The organism is Vreelandella subglaciescola, from assembly GCF_900142895.1.
Classification (GTDB): Bacteria; Pseudomonadota; Gammaproteobacteria; order Pseudomonadales; family Halomonadaceae; genus Vreelandella; species Vreelandella subglaciescola.
In genome coordinates this window covers 1,350,475-1,372,710 of record NZ_LT670847.1, presented here as the reverse complement: position 1 = coordinate 1,372,710, position 22,236 = coordinate 1,350,475, and the positions used below count along the sequence as shown (strand labels likewise).

Genomic DNA, 22,236 nt, shown 5'->3' with positions numbered 1-22,236 from the left:
CAAGCGCGCAGGAGAGAACAGCCGATGGGCCTGATACAGAACATTCTGGCGGTTATTGTGGTGTTGGGGCTTTTGGTCACGTTCCATGAGTTCGGGCATTTCTGGGTAGCGCGCCGCTGCGGGATCAAGGTGCTGCGCTTCAGCGTCGGCTTTGGCAAGCCGCTGTGGTCGCGGGTGGATCGCCACGGCACCGAATTTGCCGTGGCCGCCATTCCGCTGGGCGGCTACGTGAAAATGCTCGACGAGCGGGAAGCGCCGGTGCCGCCGGAAGAGCAGCACCGCGCCTTCAACCGCAAACCTGTGCTGCAGCGTATCGCCGTGGTGATCGCCGGCCCGGCGGCCAATTTCCTGCTGGCGATTGTCGCCTACTGGGCCCTGTTTGTGGCGGGCACCTCTGTGGTCGTGCCCAAGGTGGGCGCGGTAGCGCCGCAATCGCCGGCCTTTGAAGCCGGGCTGCGCCACGGCGACGAGCTGACCGGCGTACAGGGCGAGGCAGTGAGCTCCTGGGAAGACGTTAACCTGGCGCTGGTGGGGCTGATTGGCCATGATGGCGAACTGGCCATCGAGGCGCGCCCGGAAGCGACCAACGAGCCGCGGCGCTATACCCTTGCGGTCGAGCGCTATATGGTGCGTCAGAACCCGCCAAGGCCACTGAAGTCGCTGGGCATCACGCCCTGGCAGCCGGCATTTCCGCCGGTGCTGGGCCAGATCATCAGTGGCGAAGCGGCGGCGCAGGCGGGCCTTGAGGTGGGCGACCGCATTGTTGAGGTCAACGGCGAGGCCATCGACGACTGGATGGCCTTTGTTGAGCACGTGCGCCAAAGCGCTGGGCGCGCGCTTGAAATCAGTGTGATACGCAGCGGTGAAGCCCGTGCGATGACGCTGACCCCCGGCAGCCATCCGCTGGAAAGCGGCGCGGAAATCGGCTATATCGGCGCGGGTGTACAGCCGGTTGAGTGGCCTGACGAATTACGTCGTGAGATTCGCTTTGGCCCGGTTGAGGCCGTGGGCGAGGCGCTCTCACGCACCGGCGAGATGACGCTGCTCACGCTGGACTCCATCCGCAAGATGCTGGTGGGGCTGATTTCGCCGTCGAATCTGTCCGGGCCGATCACGATTGCCAAGATCTCCGGCGATTCGGCGCGGGCCGGGCTTGACGCCTTTGTCGGCTTTCTGGCGTACCTCTCCATCAGCCTTGGCGTGCTTAACCTGCTGCCGATTCCGGTGCTGGACGGCGGGCATTTGCTTTACTATGTCGTCGAGCTTGTGCGGGGGCGTCCCGTTTCCGAGCGGGCACAGGGAATAGGGCTGCGCATTGGCCTGGCGATGGTCGGGACGCTGATGCTGATGGCGCTATATTTTGACCTGATGCGCCTGTGGTAATGACGCGTGTAAAGGCGGGGTGCCTTGTCATCCGCCTGCACAAATGTATATGGTGCCTGTCTGATACGGTGGGCAGACCAACGCGAGCGAACTGACTGCATGAAAATAAAGACCCTAGGAATGGCAGCATTTTTGCTGGCCGCGGCCGGCAGCGCCCAGGCACAACCCTTTGACGTTTCCGACATTCGTGTAGAAGGACTCAAGCGGGTATCCGCCGCCTCGGTCTTTAACGCCTTTCCGGTAAGCGCGAGCGATACGGTAAGCGAGCGCGAGCTGGCGGATGCCGCTCGCGAACTGTTTGCCACCGGACTGTTTGACGACGTCTCCCTGGCGCGCGAAGGCGACGTGCTGGTGATCAAGGTCGTCGAGCGGCCGACGATCGCCAGGCTTGATATCAGCGGCAACGAGCAGATTGCCGAAGATGACCTGCGCAAGGGGCTGACCGAAGCCGGGCTTGCCGAAGGCCAGGTGCTGGAGCTTTCCACTCTGGAAGAAATCCAGCGCGAGCTGGAAAGCGTCTACCAGTCCCAGGGGCGCTACAGTGCAAGCATTGATGCCGAGATTGAAGAAATCGATACCGGCCGCGTGCAGGTCAATATCAATATCAACGAAGGCGATGTGGCCAAGATTCGTCAAATCAACATCGTCGGCAACCGCGCTTTTGACAACGAAACCCTGAGCGACCTGTTCGAGCTTGAAGACCGGCCGGGCATGCTCTTTGGCTGGTTTTCCAGCGATGAATATTCGCGCCAGGCGCTGGCCGGGGATATCGAGCGGCTGCGCTCCTGGTATCTGGACCGCGGCTACGCCAACTTTGAAGTGACCTCGACGCAGGTATCCATCGGGCCGGAAAAAACCGACATCTACATCACCCTGAACGTGGATGAAGGCGAACAATACCGCGTGGGCAACATTCGCTTTGCCGGGGACCTGACCCTCAAGGAAAGCGAGGCGCGCGACCTGCTTGAAATCAAGTCCGGCCAGCAGTTTTCGCGCAGCAAGCTCAACGCCTCCACCGAAGCGCTGCGCAAGCGGCTGGGCGCCGAAGGCTTTGCTTTTGCCGAAGTTAAGAGCAGGCCTGAAATGAACGCTGACCAGACGGTGGACCTGGTGCTCAACGTTGAGCCCGGTGAGCGTACCTACGTTCGGCGCATCGAGTTCAAGGGCAATACCACCACCCAGGATGAAGTGCTGCGCCGCGAGATGACGCAAATGGAAGGCGCGCCGGCGTCCACCGATGCCATCACCCAGTCGCGTCAGCGCCTCAACCGCCTCGGCTTTTTCAGCCAGGTCGAGGTGGATACCCAGCGCGTCCCCGGCGAGCCCAACAAGCTGGACGTCACCTACGAGGTGGAAGAACAGCCGTCGGGCTCGGTGTCGGCAAGTGTCGGCTTTTCACAAAGTGCCGGTGTCATCTACGGCGCGTCGCTGTCGCAGAAAAACTTTCTGGGCACGGGCAACCGCGTCAACCTGGGGGCCCAGCGCAGCGATACCTTTACCAGCGTCAACTTCGGCTTTACCGATCCGTACTGGACGATCAACGGTATCTCCCGGGGCTATAACGTCTTCTACCGTGAAACCGACTACGAAGACTCGGATATTTCCACCTATTCCACCGATTCCTTCGGCGCGGGTATCAACTTTGGTTATCCGATCAGCGAGCTTTCCCGGCTGAACTTCGGCGCCAGCGCTGAAAGCCTCAAGGTCAAGACGTACTTCGACACGGCGTCGGAAATCGAGCGCTACGTGGAAGACGAAGGCGACAGTGCGGAAGCCGTGAAGCTCACCGCCAGTTGGACACGCAACGACCTTAACCGCGGCATCATGCCCACCGACGGCAGCTACCAGCGCGTGTCGTTCGAAACCGCCGCACCGGGCAGCGACGTCAGCTATTACAAGTTCCGCGCCCGTGCCCAGCAGCTGTTTCCGCTGGATGACGACGACCTCTGGTCGCTCAAGTTCTCCGGCAATCTGGGCTATGCCGACACTTTCGGCGGCGGTGAACCGTATCCTTTCTATGAAAACTTCTACGCCGGCGGGCTGGGCTCGGTGCGCGGCTTTACCTCCAACACCCTGGGCCAGCGCACCACGCCCAAACGCGAGGGCGGTCGTGACCGCACCCTGGGCGGCAACGTGCTGGTTGAGGGCAGCGCTGAGGTGCTGTTCCCGATGCCGTTCGTGGAAAATCAGGATTCCATGCAAACCTCGCTGTTCGTGGATGCCGGTAATACCTTCCTGACCTCCTGCTATGACGTACTGGACGATGACGAGGCGCGGCAGAACTGCAGCTCGGGCGTTGATCTGGGCGAGCTGCGCTACAGCGCGGGCATCGGCCTTGCCTGGCTGACGCCGGTTGGTCCGTTGACCTTCAGCGTGGCCAAGCCGATCAATGACAAAAGCGAAGACGACACCGAGTTTTTCCAGTTCTCGCTGGGTCAGTCGTTTTAACGCGGCGGGATAGGTAAGCTTACCCACGCGTTCGTACCCACAAGGAGTGATGTAGCATGCGTAAACTGATAGCAGCGGTAATGTTGTTTGGGGTCATGGCGGTACCGGCGTACGCGGCAGAAGTCGCCGTGCTTGACTGGCGTGCCGCGCTGATGAACACCGAGTCGGCACAGACCTCCCTGAGCCGGCTGGAAGGCGAAGTGGGCGCTCAACAAAGCGAGGCGAAAAGCCTGGGCAATGAACTGCAAAGCCTGCAGCAGCGCCTGCAAAGCGAAGGCGATGTGATGTCGGAATCCGAGCGCCAGCGTCTGATGAGCGAGTTGCAGCAGAAAGGCCGCCGGTTTGAAACGCTGCGCCGCGAAGTGCTGACCGCACAGCAGCGCTCGGAAAAGCAGTTTCTGAAGCAGGCCGAACCGATGCTTGAGAAAGCCGTGGACGAGGTCATTGCCCGTCACGGTATCGATATTCTGGTCGAGCCGCAGGGCGTGTTGCATTCTTCCATGGACCTGCCCAACCTCACCGATGAGGTTACGCAGGTCTTCAACTCGCTGAACTAATTTTCTCCGGTGCGGCATGGGCCGCACCGCCAGCATTTCTGGGCTCTTATGACGCACGCTTCCCATTCTCTGACTCTTGCGGATATCGCTCGCCATCTGGGTGTGCCCTTGAGCGGTAACGCACAAACGCCCATTCGCGGTTTGGCGACGCTTAAAGACGCAGAGCCCGATCAGATCGCGTTTCTGACCAACCGCGCCTACCTCAAGGACCTGGCCACCACCCGCGCCGGCGCCGTGCTGCTGCATCCGGAGCACAGCAAGACCTGCCCGGTACCGCGGCTGGAGCTGGATAATCCCTACCTCGGCTATGCTCGGCTGTCGCAGCTGTTTGATCCGCTGCCGGCGCGGGATCGCACGGGCATTCACCCCGCAGCGGTAGTCGCTGACGACGCGACCCTGGGCGAAGGCACGTGCGTGGCGGCCAATGCCGTGATCGAGTCGGGCGCGGTGCTTGGCGAGCGCGTGGTCGTCGGGCCGGGCAGCGTGGTAGGCGCCGACAGTCAGCTCGGCGAGGGCACGCGGCTGCACGCCAACGTCACGGTGTGTCACGGCGTGGTGATTGGCAAGCGGGCGATACTCCACAGCGGCTGCGTGATCGGCGGCGACGGCTTCGGCTTTGCCCACGATGGCGGCGCCTGGCACAAGATTGCCCAGCTTGGCGGCGTGGTGCTGGGCGACGACGTGGAAGTGGGCAGCTGCTCGAGTATCGATCGCGGAGCGCTTGGCGATACCCTGATTGGCAGCGATGTCAAAATCGACAGCCAGGTACAGATTGCCCATAACGTGCAGATCGGTGACCACAGCGCGCTTGCGGGCTGCGTGGGCATTGCCGGTTCCACGCGGGTGGGCAAACACTGCATGCTGGGCGGCGGAGTCGGGCTTTCCGGCCATTTGACCCTGTGCGACGGCGTGCAGGTGACGGGCATGAGCCTGGTCACCAACTCGATCCATGCGTCCGGCGTTTACTCCTCGGGTACCGGCGCCATGGAAAACCATCAGTGGCGTAAAAACGCGGTGCGTTTCAAGCAGCTGGACGATATTGCCAAGCGATTGGCGCGGCTGGAAAAACATCGCGACTGAAACGTTGCCCGCGGGTTTTCACGCTGGGGCGCTTGAGGCCTTCGGGCAGCGCGGTATAATCCACTGCTTTTTTGCCGGCGGGAGCGCTGGAATCACCCGGTTCTATCCGGGTATTTTGTCATTTAGAGGTTGCTACGATGGTTATGGATATCAACGAAATTCGCGAATACTTGCCCCACCGTTACCCGTTTTTACTGGTGGATCGGGTGACGCAGCTGGTCGAAGGCGAAACCATCGTGGGATACAAGAACGTCAGCATCAACGAGCCGTTTTTCAACGGCCATTTCCCCCATCATCCGATCATGCCCGGCGTGCTGGTGGTCGAAGCGCTGGCTCAGGCCTGCGGTATTCTGGGCTTCAAAACCGTCAATAAGCGCCCGGCCGATGGCTATGTCTACTACCTTGTGGGCAGCGACAAGGTGCGCTTCAAGCGTCCGGTCATGCCCGGCGACCAGCTGACGCTTGAAGCCAACGTGATTCGCGGCAAGCGCGGCATCTGGAAGTTTGCCTGCCGCGCCACGGTAGATGGCGAATTGGCCTGCGAAGCGGAAATTACCTGTGCCGAGAGGAAGGTGGCTTGATTCATCCTACTGCTTTAGTTGATGCGTCGGCACGCCTGGCCGATGACGTCGAGGTCGGTCCGTTCAGCGTGATCGGCCCCGATGTCACTATCGGCGCCGGCTCCGTCATCGGCCCCCACGTGGTTATCAAAGGCCCGACAACGCTCGGGGAACGCACGCGTATTTTTCAATTTGCCTCGGTGGGTGAAGACTGCCAGGACAAGAAATACGCCGGCGAACCCACTCGGTTAGTGATGGGCGACGACAACGTCATCCGCGAAGGCGTGACCCTGCACCGGGGAACGGTGCAGGATCGCGGCGAGACGACCATCGGCTCGCGCAACCTGCTGATGGCCTACGTGCACGTTGGCCACGACTGCATCATTGGTGACGACTGCATTCTGGCCAATCAGGTGACGCTTGCCGGGCATGTAACGCTGGGCGATTTCGCGATTATCGGCGGGCTCTCGGCGGTACACCAGTTCTGCCATTTCGGCGAACACGCCATGGCCGGCGGCGGCGCGATCATCACCAAAGATACGCCCGCCTTCATCATGATCACCGGCAACCCCGCCCAGGCCCACGGGCTGAACGCGATAGGGCTCAAGCGCCGCGGTTTCAGCCGCGAGGCGATCAAGGAACTGAACGAGTCCTACAAGCTGGTCTATCGTCAGGGGCTGACCGTGGAGCAAGCGTTGGGCACCATGCGCGAACGCTATACGACGGCCGAAGTGGAGCGCTTTGCGGCGTCCATCGAATGCTCGACGCGCGGCATCGTCCGTTAAAAAAAGCCCGTTAAGAATGGTGCGTTAAGAGGCGAGTCCTGTCATGGCGCTTACGCGTATCTACATCGTGGCCGGCGAGCTGTCCGGCGATATTCTCGGCGCTGGTGTGATGCGTGAACTCAAGGCGCGCCACCCCGGCGTCGCGTTTCGTGGCATCGGCGGCCCGCGCATGCTCGCCGAGGGCATGCACAGCTGCTTTGCGCTGGAAACGCTGTCGGTCATGGGGCTGGTGGAGGTGGTCAAGCATCTTCCCGAACTGCTGCGCGTGCGCCGCACCCTGAAAGCCGACGCGCTGGCGTGGCAGCCCGACGTGATGCTGGGCATCGACGCCCCGGATTTCAATCTGGGGCTTGAGCGCGCGCTGCGCAGCACGGGCATCACCACCGCGCACTACGTCAGTCCCTCGGTATGGGCGTGGCGTCAGGGGCGGGTAAAAGGCATTGCCCGTTCGGTCGATGCGATGCTGACCCTGCTGCCTTTCGAGGCCGATTTTTACCGCGAGCACCGCGTGCCGGTGGCGTTTGTCGGCCATCCGCTGGCCGACGAAATGCCGTTGGAGAACGATCGTCAGGCCGCGCGCAAGGCGCTGGGGCTTACGCCCGAGGCGCTGACGCTGGCGATTCTGCCGGGCTCACGGGCAAGCGAAATCCGCTTTATGGGGACGACGTTTCTGGCCGCCGCCGAGGCGCTGTGCCGCCGCTTTGAGGCATTGCAGGTGGTGATTCCCGCAGCCAGCCCCGCTCGGCACGAGGCGCTTGCCGCGCTGTTGGCCGAGCATCCGGCGCTTGCCGCACGGATCACGCTGGTCGACGGTCAGTCCCGCGAAGCGATGGTGGCAAGCGATGCGGTACTGCTGACCTCGGGCACCGCTGCGCTGGAAGCCATGCTTTGCCACCGGGCGATGCTGGTGGCGTATAAAATGGCCCCGGCGACACACTGGCTGGCCAAGCGGCTGGTGAAAACGCCGTGGATTTCGCTGCCCAACCTCATCGCCGGCGAGGCCATCGTGCCCGAGCTGATCCAGGACGCCGCCACGCCCGAGACGATTGCCGAGTCGCTGTCCGCGATGCTGGATGATGCCGATGAGCGCGCCGCGCTGGAGGCACGCTTTGCCACTATGCACGCCGCGCTTCAGCGCGGCGCCAGCGCCCGCGCGGTTGACGCCATCGAGGCGCTGGCGGCAGGGCAGTCGCTCAATCAGGCGTCGTTCAATGAGGAGCCGCCATGAGTCACGCCGAACGCCCCAAGGCCAAGCGCACCGCCGTTGAGTACGCCCCGCTCGAGATTGCCTATCAGGGCGAGCGGCTGGCCGGCATCGACGAAGTCGGGCGCGGGCCGCTGATCGGCAGCGTGGTGGCGGCCGCCGTGATCCTTGACCCGTCGCGGCCGATCGCCGGACTAACCGATTCGAAAAAACTCAGCGCGAGGCGCCGCGAAGCGCTGGACATCGAGATTCGTGAGCACGCGTTGAGCTTTGCCGTGGCCGAGGCCAGCGCGGCCGAAGTGGATGCGCTGAATATTTACCACGCCACGCATCTGGCCATGCGCCGCGCGATTGACGCCCTGGCGCCCGCGGCGGAGTATCTGCTGGTGGACGGCAACCGCCTGCCGGGGCATACGCTACCGGGGCAGGCGGTGGTCAAGGGCGATGCCCGCCACGCGGCCATTGCCGCCGCCTCGATACTTGCCAAGGTGGCCCGCGACGCCCAGATGTTTGAGCTGGACGCGCGCTACCCCGACTACGGCTTTGCCCGCCACAAGGGCTATCCTACCCAGGCGCACATGGCCGCCCTTGAGCGTCTGGGGCCGCTTGACGAGCACCGTCGCAGCTTCGCTCCGGTGGCTCGCCAGCTGGCGCTGATCTAGGTTTTTACGTCGGGCTTTTGCGTCACGGCTGCCGGCGGTTTGCCTTTCCTGCATCTTTCTTTTCATGCGTTTTGTCGAGGCTATCATCGAGACTCCCATGACAGTTCCCTTTGTTCATCTGCGCGTTCACAGCGAGTTCTCTCTGGTCGACGGGCTGGTGAAAATCAAGCCGCTGGTGAGCACCACCGCCGAGCGCGAGATGCCGGCGCTGGCGCTGACCGATGAAACCAACCTGTTCGGGCTGGTCAAGTTCTACACCGCGGCCCAGGGCGCGGGGCTCAAGCCGATCATCGGCAGCGACGTGTGGCTGGCCAACCCTCACGACGCGGCGCACCCGTACCGCCTCACGCTGCTGGCGATGAACGACACCGGCTACCGCAACCTGACCGAGCTGATTTCCCGCGGCTGGACCGACGGCCAGCGCCAGGGGCGTGCGCTGCTGGACAGGCGCTGGGTGCTTGAGCAAAGCGCCGGGCTGATTGCGCTGTCCGGCGGCCGCGAAGGCGATATTGGCCGCCACCTGCTGAGCGATCACGAGCGCGATGCTCGGGCGCTGCTGGATGAATGGCAGGCGGCGTTTCCCGAGCGCTTTTATCTGGAACTGACGCGCACCGGTCGGCCGCTGGAAGAAGACTGCGTGCACTTAAGCGTAGCGCTGGCGCTGGAGTCGGGTACGCCGGTGGTGGCCACCAACGACGTGCGTTTTCTCGAGCGCGACGACTTCTGGGCGCACGAAACCCGGGTGGCCATCGGCGAGGGCAAGGCGCTGGACGATCCGCGCCGCGAAAACAAATATACTGAGGAGCAGTACCTCAAGAGCCCCGACGAAATGGCCGAGCTGTTTGCCGACATTCCCGAGGCGCTCGAAAACAGCGTGATGATTGCCCGGCGCTGCAGCGTTGACGTGCGCTTGGGCGAAATCTTTCTGCCCGAGTTTGCCATCCCCGAGGGCATGACCCAGGACGAATTTTTCCGCAAGGTGTCCCACGACGGGCTGACCGAACGGCTGGACTTTCTTTATCCCGCCGAGCGCTACCCCCGCGACGGCGCAGACTACCGCGAGATTGACGCCCGCTACCGCGAGCGGCTGGACTTCGAACTCAACATCATTCTGCAGATGGGCTTTCCCGGCTACTTCCTGATCGTCATGGACTTTATCCAATGGGCCAAGGATAACGACGTGCCGGTAGGACCGGGGCGCGGTTCGGGCGCCGGCTCGCTGGTGGCCTACGCGCAGAAGATCACCGACCTGGACCCGATCAAGTACGACCTGCTGTTCGAGCGTTTTCTCAACCCCGAACGTGTCTCCATGCCCGACTTTGACGTCGATTTCTGCATGGAAAAGCGCGACCTCGTGATTGACTACGTCGCCCGCCGCTACGGGCGCGACGCCGTCTCGCAGATCGTCACCTTCGGCACCATGGCGGCCAAGGCCGTGGTGCGCGACGTTGCCCGCGCCCAGGGCAAGCCGTATTCGCTGGGCGACAAGCTCTCCAAGCTGATCCCGTTTGAAGTGGGCATGACGCTGGGCAAGGCCATCGAGGCCGAGAGCGCGCTGCAGGAGTTTATCGCCGCCGATGAAGACGCCGAAGAAATCTGGGAGATGGCGTTAAAGCTCGAAGGCACCACGCGCGGCACCGGCAAGCACGCCGGCGGGGTGGTGATCGCGCCGACCAAGCTGACCGATTTCTCGCCGCTGCTGTGCGACGAAGACGGCTCGGGGCTGATGGTGCAGTTCGACAAGAACGACATCGAAGACGCCGGGCTGGTGAAGTTTGACTTTCTCGGCCTGCGTACCCTGACGATCATCGACTGGGCGCTGGAGATGGTCGACAAGATACGCGCCGTGGACGACGAGGCGCCGCTGGATATCGCCGCCATCCCGCTGGACGACAAGCCTACCTTCGAGATGCTCAAAAAGGCTGAAACCACCGCGGTGTTCCAGCTCGAATCCCGCGGCATGAAGGAGCTGATCAAGCGTCTGCAGCCGGATTCGCTCGACGACATGATCGCGTTGGTGGCGCTGTTCCGCCCCGGCCCCCTGCAGTCGGGCATGGTCGACGACTTTATCAACCGTAAGCACGGCCGCGCCGAAGTATCTTATCCACACCCGGATTATCAGCATGAGGTGTTGAAACCCGTGCTCGCGCCCACCTACGGCATCATCCTGTATCAGGAACAGGTCATGCAGATTGCCCAGGTGATGGCCGGCTACAGCCTGGGTCAGGCGGATATGCTGCGCCGCGCCATGGGCAAGAAAAAGCCCGAAGAAATGGCCAAGCAGCGCGCCGGCTTCATGGAAGGCTGCGCGGCAAACGACATCGGCAAAGATCTGGCGGGCAACATCTTCGATCTGGTGGAGAAGTTTGCCGGCTACGGCTTCAACAAGTCCCACTCGGCGGCCTACGCGCTGGTGTCGTATCAGACGGCGTGGCTCAAGGCGCACTATCCGGGGCCGTTCATGGCCGCGGTGATGTCCACGGAAATGGACAACCTCGACAAGGTCGTGCCGCTGATCGAAGAATGCCGCCACCTCGGGCTGACCGTCACGCCGCCGGACGTCAACGTCGGCGGCTACAAATTTACCGTGGATACCGACGGGCGCGTGGTGTACGGCCTGGGCGCGATTCGCGGGGTGGGCGAAGGCCCGATTGGCGCGATTGTCGAAGCGCGGGAAAGCGGCGGGGCGTTCACCGACCTGTTTGATTTCTGTCGCCGGCTTGACCCCAAGCGCATGAACAAGCGCACCCTTGAAGCCCTGATTCGCGCCGGCGCGCTGGATAAGCTGGGCGACAATCGCGCACTGCTGGCCGCCTCGACGGAAGACGCGCTCAAGGCCGCGGCGCAGAATCACACCAACCAGAATCTGGGCATGGTGGATATGTTCGGTGAGGCCTTTGCCCCGGCAGAGGATCGCGACGTTTACGCCGACTACCGCGGCGTGCGCGAATGGACCGACCGCGAGCGGCTGTCCGGTGAAAAAGATACCCTGGGGCTTTATCTGACCGGCCATCCGATTGATGAATACGAGCGCGAGCTAAAGCGCTTTGTTTCCACCCGCATCAGCAATTTGACGCCGTCGCGGGAGCCCCAGCGCGTGGCCGGGCTGGTGGTGGGCGTGCGTACGATGAAATCCAAACGCGGCGACACCATGGCGTTCATTACCCTGGACGACCGCACCGGGCGCATCGAGGCGTCGCTGTTTGGCGAGGCGTTCGAGGCGCTACGCGGCCAGATCGAGACCGATCAGATCATTATCGTGGAAGGCGAAGTCTCCACCGATGACTACGCGGGCGGGATCAAACTGCGCGGCAAGGACGTCACGCCGATGGTCACCGCGCGGGTGCGCTACGGGCAGTCGGTGGATGTGGCGCTGGACGCCACCCAGGTCAACGGTCGTTTGGTCGCCAGCCTGCGTGATAGCCTGACGCCACACCGCGACGCCGATGGCCTGCCGGTGCGCCTGCAATATCGCCATCCCGAGGCGACGGCGTGGCTGGCGCTCGATGACACCTGGCGGGTGGCGCCAAGTGATGACCTGCTGCTGGCGCTGCGCGATGTCCAGGGCCAGACCGGCGTCAAGCTGCGCTACCGCTGACGTTGGCGCCACGCCGTGCGTCTGCCTTGCGTGGCAGGGCCAAGCTGCGATAATGCCCTTTAAGAGATGCTCGATCCGACAAGGCTTACTTTTTACAGGCTTTTTTTACAGGCACCGTCCATGAATCCCAACTACCTCGATTTTGAACAGCCGATTGCCGAGTTACAGGCAAAAATTGAAGAACTGCGTCTGGTCAGCTCCGACAGTCAGGTCAACCTCGCCGATGAAATCGAACGTCTGGAGGCCAAGCGTCGCAAGCTGACCGAGTCCATCTTCAAGGATCTCACGCCCTGGCAGGTGACGCAGCTGGCACGCCACCCCAAGCGCCCCTATACGCTTGATTACCTCGAGCACGTATTTACCGATTTTGACGAGCTGCACGGCGACCGCCACTTTGCCGACGACCCGGCGCTGGTGGGCGGCATTGCGCGCCTGAATGACAAGCCGGTGATGGTGATTGGCCATCAGAAAGGCCGCGACGTCAAAGAAAAAGTGCGGCGTAATTTCGGTATGCCGCGCCCGGAAGGCTACCGCAAAGCCTGCCGTCTGATGGAAATGGCCGAGCGCTTTCGCCTGCCGGTATTCACCTTTATCGACACCCCCGGCGCCTACCCGGGCATCGGCGCCGAAGAGCGCGGTCAGTCCGAAGCGATTGCCAACAACCTTGCGGTGATGTCGCGGCTGAAAACCCCGATCATTTCTACCGTGGTCGGCGAAGGCGGCTCCGGCGGCGCGCTGGCGATTGGCGTATGCGACGAGCTGGCCATGCTGCAGTACTCGACCTACGCGGTGATTTCGCCGGAAGGCTGCGCCTCGATCCTGTGGAAGAGCGCGACCAAAGCCTCCGAAGCAGCACAGGCGATGGGCATTACCGCCGAGCGTCTGCAGGAGCTCGGCTTTGTCGACTCGCTGATCAAGGAGCCGCTGGGCGGCGCCCACTGCTACTACGCACAAACCGCCGAGCGGGTGAAAGAATCGCTCAGCCAAAGCCTTGAGCGGCTTGAAGGGCTGGATACCGAGACGCTGCTGGCACGTCGCTACGAGCGGCTGATGAGCTATGGCGCGCCCGCGGCATAACACGCTGCCCGCCCTGCTCGAACGCGCCCTGGTGGAGACCCCGCCGGGGCGCGGCGTTTGGGTGGCACTCTCCGGCGGGATGGATTCCTCATTGCTGCTGACGCTTGCCGCCGAGGTCTGCCACGCGCAGGGCCGCGCGCTTTACGCGCTGCACGTCAATCACGGCTTGCAGGACGCCGCCGCGGATTTTGAACACCACTGCCGCGCGCTGTGCCGGCGGCTGGGCGTGGCGCTGACGGTGGCGCGGGTGGCCGTGAGCGCTAAAGGCATGGGCGTGGAGGGTGCCGCCCGGGAGGCGCGTTACGCGGCCTTTGCCCAGCACCTGCCCCAAGGCGACACGCTGTGGCTGGCTCAGCACCGCACCGATCAGGCCGAAACCTGGCTGCTGGCCGCGCTGCGCGGCAGCGGGACGCGCGGGCTTGGCGCCATGCCAGCGCGCCGGGACAGTGGCGGCATAACGCTGTTGCGCCCGTGGCTGGAGGTGCCGCATCGCTCCCTTGTCGATGAAGCGCAGGCGTTTGAACGCGCCGGCACGCTTGTCTGGTGCGACGACCCCACCAACGCCGATACCGTCTTTGAGCGCAATTACCTGCGCCACCGCGTACTCCCCCTATTGACTCAGCGCTGGCCCCACGCCGAACGCGCGCTTGGCACCGCCGCCCATCACATGCAGGATGCTGACGCGCTGCTTGAGGCCTATGCCAGCGAAGAACTGGCTACGCTCAAACTCGCCCCCGATCAGCTCGACGCTGCCGCGCTGGCCACCCGCTCGCGGGCGCGCCAGCGGCTTTTGGTGCGCACCTTTTGCCGGCAGCGCGGGCTTGCCACACCGCCTGCGCGGCGGCTTGATACGCTGCTCGATCAGTTGAATGCCGCCGCCGATGCCCAGGTGCATGTTGCCTGGCCGGGCGCTTGCGCGCGGCTATGGCGCGGGCGGCTGTATTTGTTAACGGAAACGTCGTTGGCTGAAGAGCCGTTAACCGCACGCGCGGTGCAGTCAGAATGGTGGGCGAGCCGGGACGGCAACGCGCTGCTTAAAACGCCGCTGACCGCCACCTGGCGACGCGGCGGCGAGGTTATCCGGCTGGCCGGACGCGGCCGGCGGGATCTCAAGCGGCTGCTGGCCGAGAGTGGCGTGCCGCCCTGGGAGCGCGACGCAGTGATTGTGCTGTGGGCGGGGGAGACCTGCGTGGCCGTGCTCAAGGCGCCCGATACGCTGCTGTATCAGGCAGAAGGCTGGCGCTTGACGACGCATCATGCCGAGCGTCGAGGGCCGGCGAGCGGCAATGGCTAGATCAGTGAGAGGCCATAGCCGGCGGCGTCAAGGTAGGCGGCTTCCTGTTCCAGGTCAGCACCCAGCAAGGAATCGCGGTCGCCGGGTGAAAGCGCCACTTCAAGTACCTCATCCACAATGTTGACGGGCAGGTCGGCCGGTGCCTGTTGCGGACGCGAGTGATTGAACAACACGGCCAGGCGCAACAGCCGCGCCAGACGGGCGGCATCCTGCTGACGGGCCCGGGGCAGCATCAGGCACTCTTTCTGGGGGAATTTACGCCGGTGGGCGCGCACCAGAAAAGCCAGCAGCTGCTGCTCGGGGCGGGAAAAGCCGGCCATGTCGGAGTGTTCGATCAGGTACGCGCCGTGACGATGAAAGCGACTGTGCGACACGGCAAGGCCGAGTTCATACAGCTCGGCAGCCCAGCACAAATAGCGTCGCTGTTCGTCGCCCAGTGGCCAGGTCTGGCGCGCGAGGTCAAAAAGCTGCCCTGCGGTGGTCGCCACGTTGTGCGCCTGACGCGGGTCGACGCTGTAGCGGTACTTGAGCGTCTCGATGCTTTTGCCGCGCGAGTCTGCGGCGTGGTCGCGGCCCACCATATCGTAGAGTACGCCTTCACGCAGGGCGCCCTCGGCAAAGCGCATGCGTTCAAGGGAAAAGGCTTCAAAGATCGCGGTGAGCACTGCCACACCGGCGGGCAGAATGCTGGCGCGGTCGGCCTTCAGCCCGTCAAGCGCGACTTTGTCCAGGCGTTTGCAGTCCAGCAGGCGTTTGCGCAGCTTATGCAGCCCGGTACGAGTAATAATACCCTGCTGAGGGGTGTCGCCGTGCGCGTACAGCACGCTGGCGACCGCTTTGGCCGTGCCGCTGGTGCCCACCAGCTCATCCCAGCCCAGCTGCTGATAGGCACGCTGAATGTGCACGAGCTCGGAAAGCGCGGCCAGTTCGGCACGGCGCATGTTCGCCGAGGTTATCTTGCCGTCAGCGAAAAAACGCCGGGAGAAGGTCACGCAGCCCATTCGCAGACTCTCCAGCGCCAGCGGTTCGGAGGCTTCACCAATGATGAGTTCAGTGGAACCGCCACCAATATCCACTATCAGCCGCCGGCCGTGCTCGGCTAGCGCATGCGCCGCGCCCAGATAGATAAGCCGGGCTTCTTCACGGCCGGCAATGATTTCAATGGGATAGCCAAGCTGAGCTTCCGCCTGATCGATAAAGGCGCGGCTGTTGTCGGCTTCTCGCAGGGCATTGGTGCCGACAATGCGCAGGTTTTCCGGGGCAATATTGCGTAAAAAGGCAGAGAAGCGGCCCAGACAGCCCAGCGCACGCTGTATCGCGGCATCGTCGAGCTGGCCGTCATCGCCAAGCCCCGACGCCAGCTGGACTTTTTCACCGCGCCGGGCAACGATCTGCAAGCGCCCTTGCCGGCAGTTGGCCACCAGCAGGTGAAAGCTGTTGGAGCCCAGATCAATGGCGGCCACGCGTTTTAACGTGGCGCGACGTTCCTGTGCGCGACGTTGCGGCTGCTGCCTGACATGTGGAGCTGAGGGCAGGGTAGCGTTATTGGCGTCGGCGACGGAAAAAGGCGTGTCCTTGGGCATGAGCTGTCCTTCCGGTTGGCTAGGGCAAGGTTGCGGGGCCCCTGCATAATTGTCAATCGGCAAGGGCTTGCGTTTGCCGCAGGGCTTGACTACCATCCAGTAACTGGTTTGAACCGAAAGGCGCATAGCAGACTGTACCGCAGCGTCGCTTCGGTCATCCCGAGCTCTATCCAACCTCCACATCACATGTGCATCAGACGTTTTTCGCGGTTTTTCGGCTTTATTTCATGATAAGGTCACTCAATCGTCGGGTTCACAGCAGTGGTAGAGCTGACCAGATGTCCAAGTCGTCAGATTATCCGTTGAGCCAGCTTTCCCAATGCTGGACGTACTTAACATACGTATTTAACAGGCGTTAATATCTTCAAGCTGACACCCGATACTGTCGGTTCAGCCTGACCCCGTACATATTGAACACGCGCCTTCTCGGAATCTGAACGCATCATACGGCGAATTTTCACGCCCCTTTCTTCTTGGCGCCTGGCGCCTCGCTTCCACGAGCAACGTTCTAACACACCGATGAATCTTACCGAACTCAAGCAAAAAACTGTTCCCGAGCTGCTGACTATCGCCCGCGAAATGGGGATTGATAATCTGGCTCGTTCGCGCAAACAGGACATCATTTTCGCCATCCTCAAGAAGCACGCCAAAAGCGGCGAGGATATCTACGGCGACGGTGTGCTGGAAATCCTCCAGGACGGCTTTGGTTTTCTGCGCAGCGCCGACAGCTCCTATCTGGCCGGTCCAGACGATATCTACGTCTCGCCGTCGCAAATCCGCCGCTTTAACCTGCGCAAGGGTGACTGTATTGCCGGCAAGATTCGTCCGCCGAAAGACGGCGAGCGTTATTTTGCCCTGCTCAAGGTCAGCCAGATCAACTTCGATCGCCCGGAAAACGCCAAGCACAAGATTCTGTTCGAGAATCTGACGCCGCTGTTTCCCGACGAGCGGATGCGCATGGAGATCGGCAACGGCTCGACGGAAGACCTGACCGCGCGGATCATTGATCTCACCGCGCCGATCGGCAAGGGCCAGCGTGGCCTGCTGGTGTCGCCGCCCAAGGCGGGTAAGACGCTGATGTTGCAGAACATCGCCACGTCGATCACGCGCAACAATCCCGAGTGCCACCTGATCGTGCTGCTGATCGACGAGCGTCCGGAAGAAGTTACCGAAATGTCGCGCACCGTGCGCGGCGAAGTGGTGGCCTCGACCTTTGACGAACCGCCGGCGCGCCACGTTCAAGTCGCCGAGATGGTGATCGAAAAGGCCAAGCGGCTGGTCGAGCACAAAAAGGACGTAGTGATCCTGCTGGACTCCATCACTCGTCTGGCGCGGGCCTACAACACCGTAGTGCCCAGCTCGGGCAAGGTGCTGACCGGCGGCGTTGACGCCCACGCGCTGGAAAAACCCAAGCGCTTCTTCGGCGCGGCGCGCAACATCGAAGAGGGCGGCAGCCTGACGATCATCGCCACGGCGCTGGTGGATACCGGCTCCAAAATGGACGAGGTCATCTTCGAGGAGTTCAAGGGTACCGGCAACATGGAAGCCCATCTGGACCGCAAGCTGGCCGAAAAACGCGTCTTCCCGTCGTTCAATATTCGCCGCAGCGGCACCCGCCGCGAAGACCTGATCGCCTCGGAAGACGAAATGCAGCGCATGTGGATTTTGCGTAAGCTACTGCACCCGATGGACGACACCGGTGCGACCGAGTTCCTGATTGACCGTCTTAAAGATACCAAGACCAACCTCGAATTCTTCGAGGCCATGAAGCGCCGCTAGTCGCCATCGCAGCCCTGCCGGCGAGCGTTACCGGCATCGGTGACGCCCAAGAGAACAGGAACTCCGTCGTGAAATACCGCGATCTACGTGACTTTATCGAGGCGCTTGAAGCGAAAGGCGAGCTTAAACGCGTCAGCGCCGAGGTGGACCCTTACCTCGAAATCACCGAAATTTGCGATCGTACCCTGCGCGCCGGTGGCCCGGCGCTGCTGTTTGAAAACGTCAAGGGGCACGACATGCCGCTGCTCGGTAACCTGTTCGGCACGCCCGAACGGGTGGCCTTGGGCATGGGCGAAGACTCGGTCGAGGCGCTTAGCGAAGTCGGCAAGCTGCTGGCGTTTTTGAAAGAGCCCGATCCGCCCAAGGGGCTCAGAGACGCCTGGCAAAAGCTGCCGATTTTCAAGCAGGTGCTGAGCATGGGGCCGAAAATGGTCAAGCGTGCGCCGGTGCAGGAAGTGGTGTACGAAGGCGATGACGTGGATCTTGATCGTCTGCCCATTCAGCACTGCTGGCCGGGCGACGCCGCGCCGCTGGTGACCTGGTCGCTGGTGGTGACCCGTGGGCCGCACAAGGAACGCCAGAATCTGGGCATTTACCGCCAGCAGAAAATCGCCAAAAACCGCCTGATCATGCGCTGGCTGTCGCATCGCGGCGGGGCGCTGGACTTTCAGGAGTTTCAGCAGGCGCACCCTGGCGAGCCGTTCCCCGTGGCGGTGGCACTGGGCGCCGACCCGGCGACGATTCTCGGCGCGGTGACGCCGGTGCCCGATACGCTGTCGGAATACGCCTTTGCCGGACTGCTGCGCGGCTCGCGCACCGAGCTGGTCAAGTGTGGCCACGCCGAGCTCGACGTGCCGGCCTCGGCCGAGATCATTCTCGAAGGCTACATTTACCCCGACGACACCGCCCCCGAAGGGCCGTTTGGCGATCACACCGGCTACTACAACGAGGTGGAGTCGTTTCCGGTGTTTACCGTAACGCGCATCACCCAGCGCCGCGACGCCATTTACCACTCGACCTATACCGGCCGCCCGCCCGACGAGCCGGCGATTCTGGGCGTGGCGCTCAACGAAGTGTTCGTGCCCATTCTGCGCAAGCAGTTCCCCGAGATCGTGGATTTTTATCTGCCGCCGGAAGGCTGCTCGTACCGCATGGCGGTGGTGACCATGAAAAAGCAGTATCCGGGGCACGCCAAGCGGGTAATGATGGGGGTGTGGAGTTTCCTGCGCCAGTTCATGTACACCAAGTTTGTGGTGGTGCTTGACGACGACGTCGACGCACGCCGCTGGGAAGACGTGATCTGGGCGATGACCACGCGCATGGACCCCGCGCGGGATACGGTTATCGTGGAAAACACCCCTATCGACTATCTTGATTTTGCCTCGCCGGTATCGGGGCTGGGCTCCAAGATGGGTTTTGATGCCACCAATAAATGGCCCGGCGAAACCACCCGCGAGTGGGGCGAACCCATCGCCATGGACAGCGCCATCAAGGCGCGCGTGGACGAACGCTGGGAATCGCTGGGTATCGGCATACCGCTGCCGCCGGCGCGAAGCGGCAGCAGCGGCTGACATTCATCATTCACGACGTCGCGTCGCCCGTATGAGACGCTGAACAAGAGGTTTGCATGAGCGCAAGGACGATGACCTGTCAGGTCACCGAAGTGGAAAGTCTGAATCCCGATGTGTTTGGCGTCACCCTTGAAGGACGCGCCGAAGCCATGCGCCATGCGCCGGGGCAGTATCTGGAGCTGGCGCTGGACGACTCGACCTGGGTGCCGTTCTCGATCGCCAGCGCCGCGCGCGGCGACGGCCGGCTGGAGCTGCACGTGCAGCACTGGCCGGAACGCAGCAACTCGGCGCGGCTGCGCGAGCTGTTAAAGGTCGCCAACCAGCTCACCGTGCGCCTGCCCGGCGGCGACTGCGTACTCGATGAAAGCAGTGCGCGTCCGCTGCTGCTGATTGCGGCCGGCACCGGCTTTGCCCAGATGAAAGCCATCGTTGAGGCCGCCCTTGAACACACCCCCGAGCGCCGGATCGACCTGTGGTGGGCTACCCGTGAGCACCGCGAACTTTACCTCGAGCCGCTGGCCACGCACTGGGCACAAACCCGGGCGCAGTTTTGCTTTCATGCGGTGACCGAGCTGCCGCTGGAAGAGCCGCTGGCCGACGGTGAGCGAATTATCCACCACGCTGGGCGCATCGACGAAGCGCTGGAAAACGCCGAACTTGCATCCGAGGCATGCGATATCTATTTGTCCGGCTCTCCGGGCATGGTGTATGCCTGCCTGGATATTCTGGAAGCCAAAGGCATCGACCAAACCCGGGTATTTTCCGATGTGTTCAGCTACGCTCCGCGCGATAAAGCCTGAAACGCCGGCCAAGAGTTTGCTAAACTGGATTTGAAAGGCTGGGTTTGAGATGCTCAGCTTGATAAACCAAGGCTCTGCACGCGGACAGAAGTCCGCTTGAAACGTATCAACCACAAGGAGGCTTGTATGGCCCGCGATGAAAACTCTTACGACGATACCGGCTTTCTCTCCATCCTGATGGGGCTGATCGTGCTGGTGGGCATGACCTGCCTGCCTGCCACCATCGGCTGGATCCAGACATTTACCGGCTAGCCGGCCGTCTTGCCAGAGGGGCTGTGATCAGGCTACTCTGGCGCCAGTGGTTTTATTTTCACGGCAACACGACCCGCAGGCAACACGTATGAATACCGTCGATTTCGCTTACAGGGTATTTTTTGCACCGGTGCAATGCACCGCGTTTGCCTATGGCTATGGTTACTGGTTTAGCCAGGGGATGGCCGTGGCCGGCGATTGAGTCGCGCCAACGGGCATCCCCCTACGGGTTGCCTGCCGCGAAAACCCCGGTGGGTAATCCCCAGCCGGGGTTTTTTGCGTTTATACGTCGGCCCGAAAAAATTGGAAGTATCCGCTAAAGCGATTGATTACACAGGAGCTGCACCATGAGTTACCGCGCACCGGCCAACATCGAATCTCCCGTTTTGTACGGCTATCCGGCGTACGACTACGGGTGGCGATTTAGCCCCGCGCGGCCGGCAGCAGCTGCCACCTCCGGCCGTGTACATGCGGGTGGCAAGAGCCAACGATGTCCCTTGCGTACGGAGAGTTAACCCATGAATGCCACTGCTGCTGCCCTTGAATCTGCCACGGCCGTCACCTCGTCTTCCACCGCATCGCCAAGCGCTGCGAACGCCTTGCCCACGCCCGACGCGCTGAGCGCCGCGTATCCTGTCAGCCGCGCACTGAGCGCGCAAATCAGCGCCCAGCGTGCGGCGGTAAAGCGTATTTTGTCGGGCGAGGATTCGCGCCTGCTGGTGGTGGTGGGGCCGTGCTCGGTGCACGATCCCCGCGCGGCCCTTGAATACGCCGAACGCCTTGCCGCGCTTGCCGACGACGTCGCCGGGCAAATCCTGCCGGTGATGCGTGTCTACGTGGAAAAGCCGCGCACCACGGTGGGCTGGAAGGGTCTGGCCTACGACCCCGACCTTGACGGCAGCGGCGACATCGCCCGGGGGCTTGAGCTGTCTCGCGAGTTGATGCGCGACGTCGCCGAATGTGGTCTGCCGATTGCCACCGAGCTTTTGCAACCCATGCTTGCGCCGTATCTGGATGATCTGCTCAGCTGGGTGGCCATCGGGGCCCGCACCACGGAATCCCAGCTGCACCGCGAACTGGCAAGCGATTTGGGCGCAGCGGTGGGGTTCAAGAATGCCACCAACGGCGGCGTGCAGGTCGCGGTTGATGCCATGGCGGCTGCTGCCCACCCGCACCAGCGCTTCGCCATGGATGCCGGCGGCCGGCCGGTGGTGCAGCAAACGCCGGGCAATCCGCACACCCATCTGGTATTGCGCGGCGGCAGCGGTGAACCCAACTATCAGGCGGCGCACGTGCGCGCAGCGGCGGCGGCGCTGGAGAGCGCCGGGCAAAACCCGCGGCTGATGGTGGACTGCAGCCACGCCAATGCGCGCAAGGATCATCGCCGCCAGAGCGAAGTAATGCTCGACGTGCTCGCCCAGCGCGAGGCGGGCAACCTCAATCTGGCCGCGCTGATGCTTGAAAGCCACTTGCACGAGGGCAAACAATCGCTGGGTAGTACACTACGCCACGGCGTCTCCGTGACCGATGCCTGTATCGGCTGGGACACCACCGAGCGCCTGCTGAAAACCGCCGCCGAGCGGCTGGCGTAAACATTAACCCA

At 62.7% G+C, this 22,236-nt stretch carries 17 protein-coding genes; 16 read left to right on the top strand and 1 reads right to left on the bottom strand.

Annotated features, from left to right (window positions below):
- The first annotated feature begins 24 nt into the window (after positions 1 to 24).
- The 11 genes from rseP (at position 25) to tilS (ending at position 14,648) form a co-directional block, all read left to right on the top strand.
- A complete protein-coding gene (rseP, locus tag B5495_RS06355; RefSeq protein WP_079552265.1) occupies positions 25 to 1,383 on the top strand; it encodes an RIP metalloprotease RseP in 1,359 nt (452 codons plus the stop codon).
- A 99-nt stretch (positions 1,384 to 1,482) separates the two neighbouring features.
- Complete coding sequence (bamA, locus tag B5495_RS06350) at positions 1,483 to 3,831, top strand: outer membrane protein assembly factor BamA (protein WP_422822027.1); 2,349 nt, start codon at positions 1,483 to 1,485, stop codon at positions 3,829 to 3,831.
- A gap of 56 nt (positions 3,832 to 3,887) precedes the next feature.
- Positions 3,888 to 4,388 (top strand): OmpH/Skp family outer membrane protein, encoded by a 501-nt coding sequence (locus B5495_RS06345; RefSeq protein WP_079552261.1) that lies wholly within the window; start codon positions 3,888 to 3,890, stop codon positions 4,386 to 4,388.
- A 48-nt stretch (positions 4,389 to 4,436) separates the two neighbouring features.
- Positions 4,437 to 5,468: a UDP-3-O-(3-hydroxymyristoyl)glucosamine N-acyltransferase gene (gene lpxD / locus B5495_RS06340; RefSeq protein ID WP_079552259.1), complete on the top strand. Its 1,032-nt coding sequence runs from the start codon at positions 4,437 to 4,439 to the stop codon at positions 5,466 to 5,468.
- A gap of 137 nt (positions 5,469 to 5,605) precedes the next feature.
- A complete protein-coding gene (gene fabZ, locus B5495_RS06335; RefSeq protein WP_079552257.1) occupies positions 5,606 to 6,049 on the top strand; it encodes a 3-hydroxyacyl-ACP dehydratase FabZ in 444 nt (147 codons plus the stop codon).
- A complete protein-coding gene (gene lpxA, locus B5495_RS06330; protein ID WP_079552255.1) occupies positions 6,046 to 6,813 on the top strand; it encodes an acyl-ACP--UDP-N-acetylglucosamine O-acyltransferase in 768 nt (255 codons plus the stop codon). The genes fabZ and lpxA overlap by 4 nt, the downstream gene beginning before the upstream one ends.
- 43 nt (positions 6,814 to 6,856) lie before the next feature.
- Positions 6,857 to 8,041 carry a lipid-A-disaccharide synthase gene (gene lpxB, locus B5495_RS06325; protein WP_079552253.1) on the top strand — a complete coding sequence of 395 codons (1,185 nt, stop codon included), beginning with the start codon at positions 6,857 to 6,859 and terminating at the stop codon, positions 8,039 to 8,041.
- Entirely contained in the window at positions 8,038 to 8,679 is a 642-nt protein-coding gene (rnhB, locus tag B5495_RS06320; protein WP_079552251.1) for a ribonuclease HII, read from the top strand. Before lpxB ends, rnhB begins: the two co-directional genes overlap by 4 nt.
- Positions 8,680 to 8,776: 97 nt before the next feature.
- Positions 8,777 to 12,277, top strand: a complete 3,501-nt coding sequence (gene dnaE, locus B5495_RS06315) for a DNA polymerase III subunit alpha (RefSeq protein ID WP_079552249.1) — start codon at positions 8,777 to 8,779, stop codon at positions 12,275 to 12,277.
- 120 nt (positions 12,278 to 12,397) lie between these two features.
- Positions 12,398 to 13,354 (top strand): acetyl-CoA carboxylase carboxyl transferase subunit alpha, encoded by a 957-nt coding sequence (gene accA / locus B5495_RS06310; RefSeq protein WP_079552248.1) that lies wholly within the window; start codon positions 12,398 to 12,400, stop codon positions 13,352 to 13,354.
- Positions 13,335 to 14,648 (top strand): tRNA lysidine(34) synthetase TilS, encoded by a 1,314-nt coding sequence (gene tilS / locus B5495_RS06305; RefSeq protein ID WP_079552246.1) that lies wholly within the window; start codon positions 13,335 to 13,337, stop codon positions 14,646 to 14,648. The genes accA and tilS overlap by 20 nt, the downstream gene beginning before the upstream one ends.
- On the opposite strand, the gene ppx is transcribed toward tilS, so the two are convergent.
- A complete protein-coding gene (gene ppx, locus B5495_RS06300; protein WP_079552244.1) occupies positions 14,645 to 16,231 on the bottom strand; it encodes an exopolyphosphatase in 1,587 nt (528 codons plus the stop codon). The two genes, tilS and ppx, sit on opposite strands and share 4 nt — an antisense overlap.
- Positions 16,232 to 16,750: 519 nt before the next feature.
- Between ppx and rho the strand changes: the two genes are divergently transcribed.
- The 5 genes from rho to B5495_RS06280 all read left to right on the top strand — a co-directional run bounded on the left by rho (position 16,751) and on the right by B5495_RS06280 (position 22,225).
- On the top strand, positions 16,751 to 18,010 hold the full coding sequence (gene rho / locus B5495_RS06295) for a transcription termination factor Rho (RefSeq protein WP_079552242.1): 1,260 nt from the start codon (positions 16,751 to 16,753) through the stop codon (positions 18,008 to 18,010).
- A gap of 68 nt (positions 18,011 to 18,078) precedes the next feature.
- Positions 18,079 to 19,581 carry a 4-hydroxy-3-polyprenylbenzoate decarboxylase gene (gene ubiD, locus B5495_RS06290; RefSeq protein WP_079552241.1) on the top strand — a complete coding sequence of 501 codons (1,503 nt, stop codon included), beginning with the start codon at positions 18,079 to 18,081 and terminating at the stop codon, positions 19,579 to 19,581.
- A 56-nt stretch (positions 19,582 to 19,637) separates the two neighbouring features.
- Entirely contained in the window at positions 19,638 to 20,381 is a 744-nt protein-coding gene (locus B5495_RS06285; protein ID WP_079552239.1) for an FAD-binding oxidoreductase, read from the top strand.
- A gap of 126 nt (positions 20,382 to 20,507) precedes the next feature.
- Positions 20,508 to 20,633, top strand: a complete 126-nt coding sequence (locus tag B5495_RS15010) for a hypothetical protein (RefSeq protein WP_269457150.1) — start codon at positions 20,508 to 20,510, stop codon at positions 20,631 to 20,633.
- A gap of 518 nt (positions 20,634 to 21,151) precedes the next feature.
- Positions 21,152 to 22,225 carry a 3-deoxy-7-phosphoheptulonate synthase gene (locus B5495_RS06280; RefSeq protein WP_079552237.1) on the top strand — a complete coding sequence of 358 codons (1,074 nt, stop codon included), beginning with the start codon at positions 21,152 to 21,154 and terminating at the stop codon, positions 22,223 to 22,225.
- The last annotated feature ends 11 nt before the right edge of the window (positions 22,226 to 22,236 follow it).